Origin of the sequence: Fretibacterium sp. OH1220_COT-178 (assembly GCF_003860125.1) — a bacterium.
Classification (GTDB): domain Bacteria; phylum Synergistota; class Synergistia; order Synergistales; family Aminobacteriaceae; genus CAJPSE01.
In genome coordinates this window covers 144,363-159,612 of sequence record NZ_RQYL01000002.1, presented here as the reverse complement: position 1 = coordinate 159,612, position 15,250 = coordinate 144,363, and the positions used below count along the sequence as shown (strand labels likewise).

General features: G+C 55.6%; 14 protein-coding genes and 1 riboswitch. Of the genes, 13 read left to right on the top strand and 1 reads right to left on the bottom strand.

Annotation, left to right across the window (positions count from 1 at the left end):
- The first annotated feature begins 235 nt into the window (after positions 1–235).
- A riboswitch (SAM riboswitch) is annotated at positions 236–334 on the top strand.
- A 156-nt stretch (positions 335–490) separates the two neighbouring features.
- The gene (gene metK, locus EII26_RS01615) at positions 491–1,696 is read left to right on the top strand and encodes a methionine adenosyltransferase (protein ID WP_124887379.1); all 1,206 of its coding nucleotides are present in this window, start codon (positions 491–493) and stop codon (positions 1,694–1,696) included.
- A 77-nt stretch (positions 1,697–1,773) separates the two neighbouring features.
- Here the strand turns inward: metK and EII26_RS01610 are convergent, their stop codons facing one another.
- Positions 1,774–2,760: a YeiH family protein gene (locus EII26_RS01610; protein WP_124887378.1), complete on the bottom strand. Its 987-nt coding sequence runs from the start codon at positions 2,758–2,760 to the stop codon at positions 1,774–1,776.
- Between the two features lie 129 nt (positions 2,761–2,889).
- Here EII26_RS01610 and EII26_RS01605 point away from each other — a divergent pair, with 129 nt between their 5' ends.
- The 12 genes from EII26_RS01605 (at position 2,890) to EII26_RS01550 (ending at position 15,204) form a co-directional block, all read left to right on the top strand.
- Entirely contained in the window at positions 2,890–3,465 is a 576-nt protein-coding gene (locus EII26_RS01605) for an ArsR family transcriptional regulator (RefSeq protein ID WP_342447293.1), read from the top strand.
- The gene (locus EII26_RS01600; protein ID WP_124887377.1) at positions 3,466–4,305 is read left to right on the top strand and encodes an ABC transporter permease; all 840 of its coding nucleotides are present in this window, start codon (positions 3,466–3,468) and stop codon (positions 4,303–4,305) included.
- A 20-nt stretch (positions 4,306–4,325) separates the two neighbouring features.
- Positions 4,326–5,657, top strand: coding sequence for an ABC transporter ATP-binding protein (locus EII26_RS01595; RefSeq protein ID WP_124887376.1), 1,332 nt, complete (start codon positions 4,326–4,328; stop codon positions 5,655–5,657).
- A gap of 19 nt (positions 5,658–5,676) precedes the next feature.
- Complete coding sequence (locus tag EII26_RS01590; protein ID WP_124887375.1) at positions 5,677–6,450, top strand: FkbM family methyltransferase; 774 nt, start codon at positions 5,677–5,679, stop codon at positions 6,448–6,450.
- A gap of 98 nt (positions 6,451–6,548) precedes the next feature.
- A complete protein-coding gene (locus EII26_RS01585) occupies positions 6,549–7,496 on the top strand; it encodes a glycosyltransferase (protein ID WP_124887374.1) in 948 nt (315 codons plus the stop codon).
- Between the two features lie 263 nt (positions 7,497–7,759).
- On the top strand, positions 7,760–8,548 hold the full coding sequence (locus EII26_RS01580) for an FkbM family methyltransferase (RefSeq protein WP_124887373.1): 789 nt from the start codon (positions 7,760–7,762) through the stop codon (positions 8,546–8,548).
- A gap of 132 nt (positions 8,549–8,680) precedes the next feature.
- On the top strand, positions 8,681–9,277 hold the full coding sequence (locus EII26_RS01575; protein WP_199735013.1) for a methyltransferase domain-containing protein: 597 nt from the start codon (positions 8,681–8,683) through the stop codon (positions 9,275–9,277).
- Between the two features lie 149 nt (positions 9,278–9,426).
- On the top strand, positions 9,427–10,275 hold the full coding sequence (locus EII26_RS01570) for a polysaccharide deacetylase family protein (protein ID WP_158612093.1): 849 nt from the start codon (positions 9,427–9,429) through the stop codon (positions 10,273–10,275).
- Positions 10,272–11,471, top strand: coding sequence for a glycosyltransferase (locus EII26_RS01565; protein ID WP_124887371.1), 1,200 nt, complete (start codon positions 10,272–10,274; stop codon positions 11,469–11,471). Before EII26_RS01570 ends, EII26_RS01565 begins: the two co-directional genes overlap by 4 nt.
- 46 nt (positions 11,472–11,517) lie before the next feature.
- Positions 11,518–12,384, top strand: coding sequence for a glycosyltransferase family 2 protein (locus tag EII26_RS01560; RefSeq protein ID WP_158612092.1), 867 nt, complete (start codon positions 11,518–11,520; stop codon positions 12,382–12,384).
- 104 nt (positions 12,385–12,488) lie between these two features.
- On the top strand, positions 12,489–13,451 hold the full coding sequence (locus EII26_RS01555; protein ID WP_158612091.1) for a glycosyltransferase: 963 nt from the start codon (positions 12,489–12,491) through the stop codon (positions 13,449–13,451).
- A gap of 34 nt (positions 13,452–13,485) precedes the next feature.
- Positions 13,486–15,204 carry a sulfatase-like hydrolase/transferase gene (locus EII26_RS01550; protein ID WP_233572537.1) on the top strand — a complete coding sequence of 573 codons (1,719 nt, stop codon included), beginning with the start codon at positions 13,486–13,488 and terminating at the stop codon, positions 15,202–15,204.
- The last annotated feature ends 46 nt before the right edge of the window (positions 15,205–15,250 follow it).

Here is a 15,250-nt window from a genome sequence, read left to right as displayed (position 1 = left end):
TCCAGGACGAATACCTTGCGCGCTTGCTTGACGGGCAATTTCAAGTCACCTGAATTCCTCATGCCTCCATTATCCAAGAGGCTCCTGTCCTGAGGGGGTGACATTCTCTCGGTCCCGCTAAGGGATGACATTATCACAGTCCGGCGACACAATGCGAAAATATAACTTGACGGTGCCCTTCAAAAGGTTATAATAATGTGTCGGCCAAAATGTGCCGGCCTAAAAACAAGACGATCTCTTATCGAGAGAGGTGGAGGGACTGGCCCGATGAAGCCCGGCAACCTGTCAGATCAGGTGCCAATACCAGCAGCCCGGCAAGGCTGGATGATGAGAGGAAGAGCAGGACGCGGACAGGCACTCTTCCTTGGAGGGAAGGGTGCCTTTTGTATGGCGGTCAATCCCCCGTTTGGGAGCCGGGGGGCTGTTTTCTCCGAATTTTTTCCGACGCGTGCGCAAATAGCTTCGCTATATTTTCAGGAGGTAAGGGACAATGGCAGACAAGGAAAAGTTTATCTTCTCCTCGGAGTCCGTGACCGAGGGACATCCGGACAAGGTGGCGGATCAGATATCGGACGGCATCCTGGACGCGATCCTGAAGGACGATCCCAACGGGCGCGTGGCCTGCGAGGTGCTCTGCACCACGGGGCTGGTGATGGTCTCCGGCGAGATCACGACCCGCACCTACGTCGATATTCCCAAGCTGGCGCGTGAGATCGTCCAGGACATCGGCTATACCCGCGCCAAATATGGGTTCGACGGCGAGACCTGCGCGGTCCTGACGGCCATCGACGAGCAGTCCGGGGATATCGCCCAGGGCGTCGACAATGCCATCGAGGTGCGCGAGAAGAAACTTTCCGAGGAGGACATCGCGAAGATCGGCGCCGGCGACCAGGGAATGATGTTCGGCTATGCCTGCAACGAGACCGAGGAGTTCATGCCGATGCCCATCGCCCTCGCTCACAACCTGGCGCGCCAGCTCACCAAGGTGCGCCGCGACGGCACGATCTCCTATCTTCGTCCGGACGGCAAGACGCAGGTCTCCCTGCGCTACGAGGGCAGAAAGGCCGTCCATGCCGACACCATCGTGGTCTCCGCCCAGCACCACCCCGAGGCGACCCTGAAGGAGATCCGCTCGGACATCATCGAGAACGTGATCAATCCCATCGTGCCGAGCCATTTGATGGACTCCGAGACGCGCATTTTCGTGAACCCCACGGGGCGTTTCGTCAAGGGCGGTCCCATGGCCGACACCGGCCTGACCGGGCGCAAGATCATCGTCGATACCTACGGCGGCTGGGTCCCCCACGGCGGCGGGGCGTTTTCCGGGAAGGACCCCACCAAGGTGGACCGCAGCGGAGCCTACATGACGCGCTATGCCGCGAAGAACATCGTGGCCGCGGGGATCGCCGACGAGTGCCAGATTCAGGTGGCCTACGCCATCGGCGTTGCCGAGCCGGTGTCCCTGAACGTGAACACCTTCGGGACGGGCAGGATCGGGGACGAGAAGATCGTGGAGCTGCTGCGCTCCCATTTCGATTTTCGTCCGGCGGCGATCATCCGCGATCTCGATCTGCGCAAGCCCCAGTACAAGGCGTTGGCCGCTTACGGGCACATGGGGCGGATCGACCTTCCCACCTTGCCGGGCTGGGAGAGGACGGATCGCGCCGACGCCCTTCGCAAGGCCGCAGGGCTGTAGACGCAGAAAAAATTTTTAAGGCGGCGAAAGTCCCCCGGAAGGAGCTCCTTCCGGGGGACTTTTGTCGCTGGGATTTTCTATAGCAATCTCAGAAAGTGCTGGACGATCAGGGAGGTCGCGGCCAGGCTGATCCAGCAGACCAGGCCCATGAGGATGGGTTTCAGTCCGTTGGCCAGGAGCTTGCCCAGATGGGTGTTGAGCCCGATGGCGGCCATGGCGGCGACGATGAGGAACTTTCCGGAGAGCGTCAGGGCACGGGAGATGTCGGGACTCACGATCCCCGCCGTGTGGAGAAGCGAGGCCGCCACGAATCCCAGGACGAACCAGGGGAAGGCCTTGGCGAGGCTGAAGTTCGCGGTGCCCTTCCGGGTGCGGGCGACGTAGAGGGAGAGTCCGAAGGTGATGGGGATGATCATGAGGGTGCGCGTCAGCTTGACGATCGTCGCGAGTTTCCCGGCCGCATCGCTGTAGGCGTACCCCGCCGCGAGAACGGAGGAGGTGTCGTTGACCGCCGTTCCGGCCCAAATGCCGAAGCCCTGGTCGCTCATCTGCAGGAGGTGTCCGAACGCGGGAAAGGCGAAGACCGCCACGATGTTGAAGAGGAAGATGGTGGATATGGAGTGGGCGATGTCCTTGTCCTTCGCGTCGATCACGGGGGCCGTGGCCGCTATCGCCGAGCCGCCGCAGATCGCGGTGCCTACACCGATCAGGGTGGCGGTGACGGAATCGAGCCGAAGGACCCTCTGCATGGCCCAGGCGGAGAGGAACGCCGCCGTCAGGGTAAAGGCCATGACCATCAGCGACTCGCTCCCGACCGCCAGGACGTTCCTCATGTTCATCTCGAAGCCCAGCAGGATGACGGAGAGCTGAAGCAGCCTTTTGGAGGCGAAGCGCGTCCCCTCTTTCAGGACGGGAAAGCTGCCGCACAGGGCGACCAGCATCCCGAAGAGGATGCCGAAAACCGGGGCGCCGACGACGGGCAGCCTGCGGCCGCAAAACCATGCGAGTGCGGCGATGGCGATGGAGAGGAACAGGCCGGGAACGAAGTTTTTCCATTTGTTCAAAGTGGGTTTCTCCTTTCGCGCTATGCGGCGGATTGAGCTTGAATCCCATTATAACCTACCTCGTTTTGGCCGATGGATATTTTGTCGAAGCCTTTGACAAGATCATTTACGAGTAATAAAATTACTCGTATGATGATAGAATCGTTGATATCCTCCAAGACCCGCATCAAATTGCTTTTGAAATTTTTCTTGAATCCCGACGTCACGGCCTACCTTCGGGGACTGGCCGAGGAGTTCGGGGAGTCCACCAATGCCGTGCGCGTGGAGCTGAATCGTCTGTGCTCCGCGGGATTTCTCGAGGAGGTCCCCGAGCAGGGGAGAAAACGCACCTTTCGGGCCTGCAAGACGCACCCTCTCTTTCCGGAGCTGCAGCGCATCGTGCGCAAGGTGCTGGGGATCGACCAAGTGGTGGAGGGGATCGTCGAACGTCTGGGGAGTGTCCGACTTGCGCTGATCACGGGGGACTACGCGCATGGGATCGACAGCGGGATCATCGACCTGGTTCTGGTCGGTGAGGTCGATCGCCAGTATCTGGGCGGATTGATCGAGATCGTGGAGGGGATGATTGCCCGAAAGATCCGTGCGCTCGTGTTGACCCCGGAGGAATACGAAACGCTTCGGGGGACCTTGTGTCCCGAGGAGTCCCTGTTCGTCTGGGGCGAACGGGACGAAATGCTGCGAGAACAAGTGAGGGATGCAGGTTAAATGGCGGACAAATCCATGGACGGCTTCGATCTGATCATCGAGCCGAACCGGACGACGGGGGCCTTCTTCCGTGAGCTCCTGCGCTATCGGGAGTTGTTTTACTTTCTGGCCTGGCGCGACATCCTGGTGCGCTACAAACAGACCATCATCGGCATCGCCTGGAGCGTGATCCGCCCCTTTCTGACCATGGTGGTGTTCACCCTCGTGTTCGGCCGGCTGGCCAAGCTGCCCAGCGAGGGTGTGCCCTATCCCATTTTGGTGTTCTCCGCGATGCTGCCGTGGCAGTACTTCGCCAACGCCATGCAGGAGAGCTCGAACTCCCTTATCGCGGAGTCGCGCCTGATCAGCAAGGTGTACTTTCCGCGCCTGATCGTGCCGACCAGCTCGGTCATCGTCAGCGCCGTGGATTTCCTGATCTCTCTGGCGCTCTTGGGGCTCCTGATGCTGTGGTACGGATTCGCCCCCTCCTTTTCGATCCTTTTCATGCCGTTTTTCTTTCTGCTGGCCACTCTGGCCGCCCTGGGGGCGGGGTTCTGGCTTTCCGCCCTTAACGTCAAGTACCGGGACTTCCGCTATATCGTCCCGTTTCTGGTGCAGTTCGGCCTTTACGTTTCGCCCGTCGGTTTCTCCAGCTCCGTGGTGCCGGACCGCTGGCGGTTGCTCTACAGCCTCAATCCGACGGTCGGCGTGATCGATGGATTTCGGTGGTGCGTCCAGGGGACGGCGGGCTCGATCTACCTGCCGGGTTTCCTGATCTCGACGGTGGTCTCCGTCGCCGCGTTCGTCAGCGGGGTCTGGTTCTTCCGCCGCACCGAGCGTTTCTTCGCGGATTTTATCTGAGGTGAGGGGAACGATTGCCTATGTCGAACACGGTCATCAAGATCGAGGGATTGGGAAAGAAGTATCTGCTGGCGCATAGGTCGCCCCAGCGTTATATCGCGCTGCGCGATGTCCTGGTCGATCGGGTCAAGGGGCTGGGACGGCGCATTCGCCATCCTTTTTCCGGGGGAACAGGAGGGGGGAACCCCGCCCTGGAGGAGTTCTGGGCCTTGTCGGACCTCTCCTTCGACGTGAAGGAGGGGGAGCGCGTCGGGATCATCGGGCGCAACGGGGCGGGAAAGTCGACGTTGCTCAAGATCCTGAGCCGCATCACGGAGCCCACGACCGGACGCGTGTCCCTGAAAGGGCGCGTCGCGAGCCTGCTGGAGGTGGGGACGGGCTTTCATCCCGAGCTGACCGGTCGCGAGAACATCTATCTGAACGGCGCCATCCTCGGGATGAGCAAGGCGGAGATCCGAAGGAATTTCGACGCCATCGTGGACTTCGCGGGGGTGGAGAAGTTTCTGGACACGCCCGTCAAGCGCTACTCCAGCGGGATGTACGTGCGCCTGGCCTTCGCCGTGGCCGCTCACCTGGACACGGAGATCCTGATGATCGACGAGGTCCTCGCGGTGGGGGACGCGGAGTTTCAGAAGAAGTGCATGGGCAAGATGGACGAGGTGAGCCACAAGCAGGGCCGAACGATCCTGTTCGTGAGCCACAACATGAGTGCCGTCTCCCAGCTCTGCAACCGGGTGGTGTGTCTGGACCGGGGCCGGGTGGCGCTCGACACGCCGGATGTCTCCGCGGGGGTGCGGGAATACCTGAACGTCTCCAGGGAAGCCACTGAGGTCGCCGAGTGGAGGAACCCGGGCGACCTTTTCGAGAACCCCTGGTTCAAGCCGCTGCGCTTCGGGCTCTATGGGGAGGACGGAAAGGCGGTTTCGGGAGCCGTCGAACGCAAGGACAAGGTCTGGGTGGAGATCGAGGGAGTGGCGGAAATACCGGATCCGGCGTTGGAGGTCGGCTACGCCCTTTATGACGAAAACGGAACTCTGCTTTGGTACAGTTATCAGACGGATCAAATGGGAACCGAAGGCGAATTGCCTGTTTTGGAAGGTCTTTGTCAAGTAAGTGTACGGTTGCCGACATCAATGCTGAATAATGGAGTTTACCAAGTAAGGCTCCGCGCTTATTTGTTTCAAAGAGAAATGCTTGTGGAACCCTCACGGGCTCCAGCGTTTGCTTTTGAAATTTCTGGTCGGTTTTGTATGTCGCCCTATGCCCCGGAGAAGAGACTAGGCGCTTTTGTTTTTGAGGATTGGTGGTCCTTAAAAACGACAAGAGATCAATTTGTTGAAAATAAATTATAAGTAAAAGGGCTGAAAATATATGCTTGGAAAATTTCCCCTGCGTTCTTTTTTAAAAAAAGTGGCTTGGCGCTTGTATGCATGGGCCGAAAACCTTAACGACTGTAATTTTGAGAGTAACGGAGAAGGGTATTTTCTGTCGCATTTACCGTTTGAGGAACAAAAGGAACCTTTTATTTTTTTTGATGTTGGCGCTAATATGGGGAAATACTCCCAAATGCTTTTGAAGCAGTTTCCCGATGCAGAAGGACATCTTTTTGAGCCGTTGCCAAGTTGCGCTGCTGAGTTGCGTGATGTCTTTATCGACAACAAAACGGTGCACATCAATGAAGCTGCTGTTTCCGATGAGGAGGAAACTCGGTCACTTTGGTTTGCGGACCCGCAGAATACTTTGGCCTCTTTTTATCGAAGAGATCCTGCCTCGTGTGGGGTTGATGCGAATTCTTTTTTGGAGGTAAAAACAATCACGCTTGAGAGTTACATCAAGTCTCATGGGATCAAACATATCCATTTGCTGAAAGTGGACGTTGAAGGGCATGAATTGAAGGTCTTGGAGGGGCTGGGAGGTTTTCTGCGCCCAGATTTCATCGATCTGATTCAGTTCGAATATGGGGGGGCCGGTATCGATTCGATGACCTCTTTGCGGTCTCTTTATAGACTGTTTGAATCCAGAGGCTTCATAGTTTGTAAGCTCATGCCGAAGGGACTTTGTCGAAGATGCTATTATCCAGTCATGGATAATTTTCAGTACTCTAACTATGTTGCTGTCTCGATGTCTTTGCCAGGCATTAAATAGCTCAAAGGAAAGTTTTGTCTTAATGAGCTAGGTTTCTTGACATAGTGGTTGTTTGGGTATTTAGTCGGGAATTTGCCGTTAACTCTCTATATTGGGAGATGGTCAAGCTGAAGGACTCTCTTGCGCCGGTAGTCCTCTTTGTCTACAACCGTCCCGAGCACACGCGCAAAACGGTCGAGGCCTTGCTCGCGAATCGCCTGGCGCCACAAAGCCGTTTGTTTGTCTTCTCCGATGGGGCCAAGAATGACCTGGCTCGGCCCGCGGTGGAGGCGGTTCGGCGGTACGTCGATTCCATAGAGGGCTTTGCCTCCATCGAGGTGATTAAAAGGTTTGAAAATCAAGGGCTTGCCGCCTCGGTAATTTCCGGGGTCACTCAGGTCGTGGAGGAGTACGGTGAGGTCATCGTGCTGGAGGACGATATGGTGACGGTCCCGCACTTCCTCGATCACATGAATGAGGGGTTGGACCTTTACCGGGACGATGCGGATGTTGCCACGATTCAGGGGCATATCTATCCGCTGGGCCTTCCCTCTTTGCCGCAGAGCTATTTTCTGCCCTCCCTGGGGTGTTGGGGATGGGGGACTTGGAGCCGGGCCTGGCGGGATTTTGAGCCGGACGGCTCGCGGTTGCTGGCGCGCATCCGTTCCGAAAATTCGTCCTTCAAATTTGATCTGGGTGGCCATTATCCTTATACGCGGCTTTTGAAACAGCAGGCACTGGGGAAGGTCGACTCCTGGGCGATACGCTGGTACGCGACGAATTTTCTTCTGGACCGAAAGGGCCTGTATCCCTCGAAATCCCTGCTGGAGAACATCGGTTTTGACGGAACGGGAGTTCACTGTAGTGCCCCGGATTCGAGAGGAGCCCTTTTCAATGGAGAGCTGGCAGGTGCTCATGAACCGCTGAAAAAGGTTCGTGTTCAGGTTGATGGGGAGATCCTGCGAGCGGTCGGACGTGCGCTGAACAGAATGCTGCCTCCGCCCTTATGGGTTCGTGCCCTGCGCAAGCTTTGCCGTCTTCTGATGGGGGCGGAGGGAGCTAAGTGATCTATCTTTGGAAGCGCTCTCGAGAGGATGGGCTTGAATGAAGAAGCATTACCCGAGCCGGTTTTCATGTTCTGGAGTCGAAGCCGTACCGTCACAAGTAGCCTCCCCATTATCGTCTGCTGGCTTGTGGCGGACGCCGTTTTTTCGATCTGTGCTGCCGGCTGTACGCAAGATGGGAGACGACCTGGACACAGGTGCGCGTCGTGGCGGAGAAGAGGAAATGACAAATTGCGTGCTGAAACGCCATGTCAGGTGAGTGAACGATGTTTGCAAAAATATGGAGACGTTTGGGGTATCTGGCGACGGCGGAGGGCAGGGAGTTTCTGCGGCTTTATTCTGCATGTGCGCGGCGGGAGCGTCACCGTCCGCTGTCGAACGTACAGTTTAAGGGTCTCGTCTTTGATGTGCCCGACGCTCCCAGCTTTTTCTGGCAATACGTGGATATATTCAGGAACAGCTCTTATTTTTTTCGTTGTGCCCACTCTTGTCCCGTCGTTTACGACTGCGGGGCTAATGTAGGGGTAAGCGCCGCCTACTTCAAGATGCTGTATCCGGATGCTAGGATGACCGCTTTTGAACCGGATGAAAACGTGTTCGGCTATCTGCATCGGAACCTCGCTCGTAATGGGCTTATGACGGGAGTCGCCCTGCATAAGGCTGCGGTTTGGGTGCATTCGGATGGCGTGGCTTTCGATTCGGACGGAGCCGATGGAGGACGTGTGGCGACAGGAGAGGCAATGCGCAGGGTCTCCAGCGTCGAGCTGGCGGAACTTCTGGCGGACGAAAAGCGCGTGGATCTCTTGAAAATGGATATCGAAGGAGCAGAGTCGATTGTTTTACCCTCTTTGAAGCCTGTATTGAACCGCGTCTGCCGTCTTTTTTGCGAGTACCATTCCTGGGGAACGGGGACGCTGGGGCATATTCTAGAGACCTTGGACGAGGCTGGTTTCCATTATCGGCTCGCTCCCTTGGGGAATTCCGCCTCATCTCCCTTCGAGTGTGGGGACATGCCCTGGCAGGTCAATATTTTTGCGGTCAACGAGAGGCTTTAGTGGGTCCGTTCCCAACGTGACGTCGATGAGAGGGTGAGGGCGGTGCGAATCGTTTCCCGGATAGCGAGAAAGTTGAGAGCTTGTTTTTCCAATCCACCTCAAGTTGTTTTTGAGGGCAGACGTCTGGAACCGGTGAGCCGTCTCTTCGGATTCGACAGGGGGATGCCTCTGGACCGCTATTACATCGAAAAGTTTCTTGAGGAACATGCTTCATGCATTACGGGCAGGGTTCTGGAGGTTGCAGGGGACAGCTACACGCGAAAATTTGGCAACGATTTCGTTTCCCATATTCTGCACGTCGACCCGTCGTCGGATACCGCAACGGTAACGGGTGATCTTTCCCGGCCGGACTCGCTTCCCGAAGCCCTTGCCGATTGTTTCATCTGTACCCAGACGTTCAATTTCATCTACGATTTGGCAGGGGCGGTGCAAGGTGCCTGTAGACTTCTGACCCCGGGAGGGGTTCTGCTGGCGACGGTGAGCGGTATATCCCAGATCAGCCGTTACGACATGGACCGCTGGGGAGATTTTTGGCGCTTTACGACGCGGTCCGCCGAGCGGTTGTTTGCGGAAAGTTTTGGAGAGGTCGTCGTTCAGGGGTATGGGAACGTTTTTGTGGCCAAGGCGTTTTTGGACGGGCTTTCTGTCGAGGATGTGGCGGACGCCGGTCTGTTGGATTTTTATGACGAGGATTACACGATGACCATTGGGATTTTCGCCCGAAAATGAAGAGCACGCTCGGACGATGGTTTCTGAAGGGGCTCTCCAGTCCCCTAGCAATGTCGGTCGTCCACCGCCTTATGGCGAACGATGTTTTTTGCCTCATGCTCCATCGCATTGGAGAAAGAGACCCGCTGCGGCTTTCACCTAACGAGGACATGAAGGTCTCCCCGCAGTACTTGGACCGCTTCTTCTCTGAAGCCAAGCGTAGAGGGTTCGCCTTTCTGTCGCTGTCGCAGCTCCATTCCGCCTTGGTGGAGGAATGTGCTTTACCTTCCCGTTCCCTTGTCGTCACTCTGGACGATGGGTATCGGGATAATCTGACCGAGGGGCTGTCGGTCTTTGAAAGGCATGACGTGCCCTTCACGGTCTATTTGAGCACGGCCTTCATTGATGGGGACCACATTCCCTGGTGGTACGCCCTGGAAGGCCTGCTTTCCGCGCGGAGGTCGATCCTCTGGAGAGGAAACGCGATTTCTCTTGAAAGCCCGGCCGAGAAGAACGACGCTTTCATGAGGGGGCGAGCCGCGGCCTTGCAATCGTCTTTGGGGGCTGAGACCTATATTGGGGAAATATGTGCGGAAAACGGGTATGAGATCGAGAACCTGAAGGAGCTTTTTCTGACCTGGAACGACGTCCGGGAGCTTCATCTCCATCCCCTGGCCGGGTTGGGAAATCACGGGCATCGTCATCTGAACCTGCAGACGGTTCCCCGGGAGGTTATCCGTGAGGAGTTCGTTTTGGCCGGAGAGAAAATCGCTCGGCATACCGGATGCACTCCTGTGCATTATGCTTATGCCTACGGCCTTTTTACCGAGGAGGCAGAGTCCGTTTTGCGTTCTCTTGACGCCGCGACATGCGTGATGACCTCGCCGGGCCGTTTGTCGGCAGGGGAGCATAAGAAGCTTCTGGCCCTGCCGCGTTTCATGCTGTATGAAGGAATGTCCGTTGACGCGCTGATGGCTCAGTCGGCTTACGTTTCCCTGAGAGGATTCCTGAAAAGATGAAAGAGAAGCGGATTGCCGTCGTGCTCGCCTCCCTGGGGCCCGGGGGCGCAGAGAGGATCATGGTTCGTCTAGCCGGTCTTTTGGCGCGACAGGGATTCCCTGTCGATATCGTTGTTCCGGGGCCTCAGTCAGAGTCCCTGAAGGCTGGGCTCGACAAAAGGGTCTGTCTTATGGAACTTGAGGGGGGGCATTATTACGAGTCGCTCAGAGGGTTTCATCGGCTCTTCAAAAGCAGGAATATATTTTTGCTCCCATGGGCGATCTCGATCTTCATCCGAAAACTTTTCACGTCCGTACGGAGTTTGACGCGTTACATCAAGCGCAGCCGGCCGTGTCTGATGCTGACGGCTCACTACAATTCCATCGTGCTGGCGGCCAATTATTTTGCCGGACGCCCCTCGAAGGTCGTCGTAACGGAGCATACTTTGCTCTCCGAACACTTGAGGCGTCAGATCGTTCCGGTTCGTTTCTGTTTTTCCCAGATGTGCCGTTTTTTTTATCCTAAAGCGGATTGTGTCGTTGGCGTCTCCTCTGCCGTGGCGTCGGATTTGGTCGAGCGTTTTCGCGTTCCTGCCTCCTGTGCGGAGTTCATTTACAATCCTGTGGTGGGCAGAACCCTGAGGGAAAAGGGTGCGGAGTGCTGCGGGCATCCTTGGCTGAAGGATAAGGATACTCCGGTTTTGGCCGCTGTCGCTCGTCTGAGTCCCGAAAAGGACTTCGATACGCTTCTGGAGGCTTTTTCTCTGCTCAGGCGAACGATGCCGATTCGGTTGCTCGTTCTGGGAGATGGCCCGGATCGGGCTCGGCTGGAGTGTAAGGCCGGAGCATTGGGGGTTGATTCGGACATCGACTGGGTGGGCATGGTCGACAATCCGCTTCCGTTTGTGAGGGAGGCTGACGCTTTGGTCCTCTCTACCTTTTACGAGGGGCTTCCGACGGTGTTGATCGAGGCTCTGTCTGTCGGAACGACCCCTGTGGCGACGGATGCTCCTGGAGGGATCCGCGAGATTCTTGAGGACGGAAAGTACGGGTATCTCGTTCCGGTAAAGGATGCGCACGCTCTTGCCGAGGGGATCGAGAGGGCGCTGAGGCAGCCGATGGAAAGAGAAATGCTTCGGAGGCAGGCCGAAGCATTTTTCGAGGAAAGGTCCGTTGAAGCTTACATGGAGCTTTTTTGCCGGCTCCTCTGCGAATGATTACTGAGAAATGAGCCTTTTGCTTTAGCCAGGAGTCGATATGAGCATGTTTTCACCAAGGTTCTCCGTCATCACCGTCTGCCTGAACGCGGCTGCTACGATCGAACGGAGCCTGGACAGCGTCCTTTCACAGTCCTGCCCTGCGTCGGAATACATCGTTGTGGACGGGGGCTCGACGGACGGGACGCGGGAGATCATCGAGCGCTATCGGCCGCATTTGACGCACGTCGTCTTTGAGCCGGACGAGGGGATCTACGACGCCTTCAACAAAGGCCTGGCCCGCGCGACCGGGAATGTCCTGGGCATTCTCAATGCGGACGACCTTTACGCGCCGTGGGCGCTCGAGACGGTCGCCGAGGCCTGTCGAGAGCATCCCGAAGCTGGCGTGTTCTACGGGAAGCTGGCCGTAGTGGACGAGGCTCGGCATCGATGGACGGTCTATCCCGTGGGCGATCACGGACGTCTTTTCAGTCACATGAGCATTGCACATCCCGCCACCTTCGTCGCGCGCTCGGTCTATGATCGCTGCGGGTTCTTTGACCCCTCGTTTCGGGTCTCGGGGGACTGGGATTTGATGTTGCGCTTTCTCCGGTCCGGGGTATGTTTTCAGCCTGTAGATCGGGTGTTGACGGCCTTCCGTAACTCGGGGGTCTCGTCGGCCTATTCCCAAAGGCTGTTGAGGGAGAATCGACGAATCTATAAAAAATCGCTTCCCTCTCTCTCCGCCTGGGGGGCGATCCTCAAAATGCACCTGAAATGTTGGGGGAGGAGCTGGATCGAGAAGCTCGGGGTGTCGGAGCTCTATGCCCGCTATCGTGACGGCAGGCTTTTATGCGCCGAGAGTTCCGGATCGTTCGAGGGCTCTTTTGACAAACTCTGGGATGTTTTGTCTCGCCAGTTGCAAAATTTTTAAGGCCGAGATTTCCTTGGACGCGTCTGAGTCCGGACGAGGGGGACGAGGGGAAGGGCGTGCGGGCTTTAAAAACAGGGGATGTACTATGGAGGAGGCAGCCTGTGGTGGATGTTTCTCTGGCCGTGATCGTAGCTACGAAGAACCGCAGCGACGAGATCGAACAATATGCGCTCTCCAGCCTGGAACGATCGGTGTTCCGGGATTTTGTCTGCGTGGTCTGGGACGCCAGCGACGACGAGCGGACCCGAAGGATTGTGGAGAGCGGGAAATGGACGTTCTCCCTGGAATACTTCAAGGCTCCCCGGTCCGGATTGACGTCTCAACGAAACGATGCGGTGGAGCATGTACTAAAGTCTTTTCCCCACGTAGCGTATCTGTTGTTCATCGATGATGACAGCGAGCTCGCCAACGATGCTTTGCAGGGGCTACTCCAAAGTTTTGGTGATGGGGCGATCTGGGGGGTCAACATTCCTCACGTAGCAGCTATCGATGGGGCAAATGACGATAAGTCTTTCAGCCTTTCTTCTCGTTCGCGCATCATGACCTCGTATCTGCACAACAGGAGTACCTGCCCCGAGGCCCACGGTATCGATGTGGAGTGGCTCAGTGGCTGCAGCATGGCTTTTCGAAGGAACGTTTTTGATGAACTCGGACTCCGCTTCCCCGAGGAGTTTCAGCGTTTCGGAGGCTATGCCCTTGGAGAGGACGTGGCGCTGTCCTATTATCTGTATACGAAAATGAATAAAAAACTGATAAATTCCGTTTTGGGGACCCTTTGCCATCATGCGGCAAAAGGAGCACGCCTGAACATCATCAACATGGCGGCGTCGAAGTGGTACAATTTCCACCTGCTGTTCGATTGCATTTACGACGACGTTCGAGGGGCCGAACGGCTCTGGCTGAGGTTCAAGTTCAAGCTGTTTATGATCGCGGCGGCTCTGAAGCTTTTGCTTCGGGCACGCAGTTTCGATTTGACCTCCATGATCAAAGGGGTCTCGAAGGCAAATGCAGCCCTGAGAGAATTTCGTTTGTCGTCAAATTCATATTCTTTGTTCAAGTCCAAGTGATGTGGGATACAGGGGGCGTTTTTTTGTGATAAAAATGTTCAAACAATGTTTTTTGCTCTGCTTTCTGAATGCTTTGGTCGATTTTTTCTTTTTTCGTCAGGCCTATATCGATCAATTCACCCTTTATTTTCAGTATCATTCTTGGACTATCGGTGCTTTTCGTTTGGCCGTCCATATCTTGATCCTGTTGAGCGTTTCCGCAGCTTTTCTGACTTTGCTTGGAGGTGTTCCCAAAGTGGGCATTCTCCTACAATGGGGCTGCTGGCTGCTGCTCAATGCCTCGTATCATGTTTTTTATGGGGTTATGCAACGATTTCCGGATGCGCAAGACATACGCAACCTTTTGGCGACACCTTGGAGCATGGCTTCGGGGACAATACTTGCCGTCTTGTCCCCGGAAAGTTTATTGAAAGGGGTTGTGCCCGCTGCCTTGGTTGTGGTGCTCTTGGCATGTTTTCAGGGGCTGAAGAGGTCGTCTGGAATCCCCTCGAAAAAGACGGCCTCTTTACGTCGTCGATGGATTGAGGCTACAGCTGCATTGATCCTTTTCCTCTTTTATCTTCTGCACCCCACCAGCCGTCACGTTTTTTTTGACTCTCTTTCCAACAGCCTGCATCTTTTTATGCAGTATCACGACGAAGCTCAATATTACAGGATACCGAGACAAGAGTATGTTCCAGCCATGCTGCGAGGGCAACCAAACGATAACGTTCTTTTGGTGATTGACGAGTCCATTCGAGGGGATTACCTCTCGATCAACAATCCTTCGGTCGATACTACCCCTGTTTTGGCGGGGTATCTCCGTTCCTTGCCGGAGAATATGTGGAATTACGGGATAGCGCTTTCGGCTGGGACCAATTCTTTGCTTTCTCAGGGGGCCATATTTACTGGGGTAACCGTATTACCGGACAAAGAATTGCTTTCTTTACGATATCCTACCCTCTTTCAGGTCGCCAAGGGCAATCACTATAAAACGGTTCTGATCGACCTACAGGGATATTTCCCGAATGTTGTCATTCGAAGGAACGACATGCAATATATCGACGATGTCCTCTTGAAGTGGTCGGATTTTTCCACAAACCCTAAGCTTGCGGATATCAAGGCTGCAGAGGTTCTTCATGAGCGATTGAAAAACGAGAAGGGCTTGTTCGTCGTTTTGATAAAGTGGGGGGCCCATGTCCATTACGAAGGCCGTTACCCCGGTGAGAAGGAGGAACATCAGCACTATCTGCCGAAATTGAGAGAGGGAGAACGGCATACATTGGGCAAACGCAGAGAGATCGTGAACAGCTTCAAAAACGCCGTTCGTTTTAATGTGGATGGATTTTTTGCTGCTCTCTTGGGAGATGAGCCTCTCACTTTATCGGATACCACAATTTTATGGGTGTCGGATCATGGCCAAAGTTTTCAGGAGGATGGGCAGATTGAACCTCACAGCACCGGTTATCTGGAACAGGCGCTGGTTCCCTTTACTCTTTTCAGCACAGAGCCCTGGGTTCTGGAGCATGTGCGACGTCCGGAGGCTGTCAGGGGAACGCTGAGTCAGCTGAATATTTATCCAACCCTGACATCTATTTTTGAGCGTCGTCAGGATGTGCGTAGAGATGGCTTTTTATCGCTGTTTTGGAATGGCGAATGGAGCTCTCCCCCCTTATTTTACATAAGCGGCGGGTCGCTCTGGGATGCGGTTTTATCGACGCCGACGTTAAAAGACAACAAGATGATGCTCCGATCCGAAAAATATATGTATTGAACTGGGAAGATTGGAAATGCCATCCGTATTTTTAAAAAGGAGATAT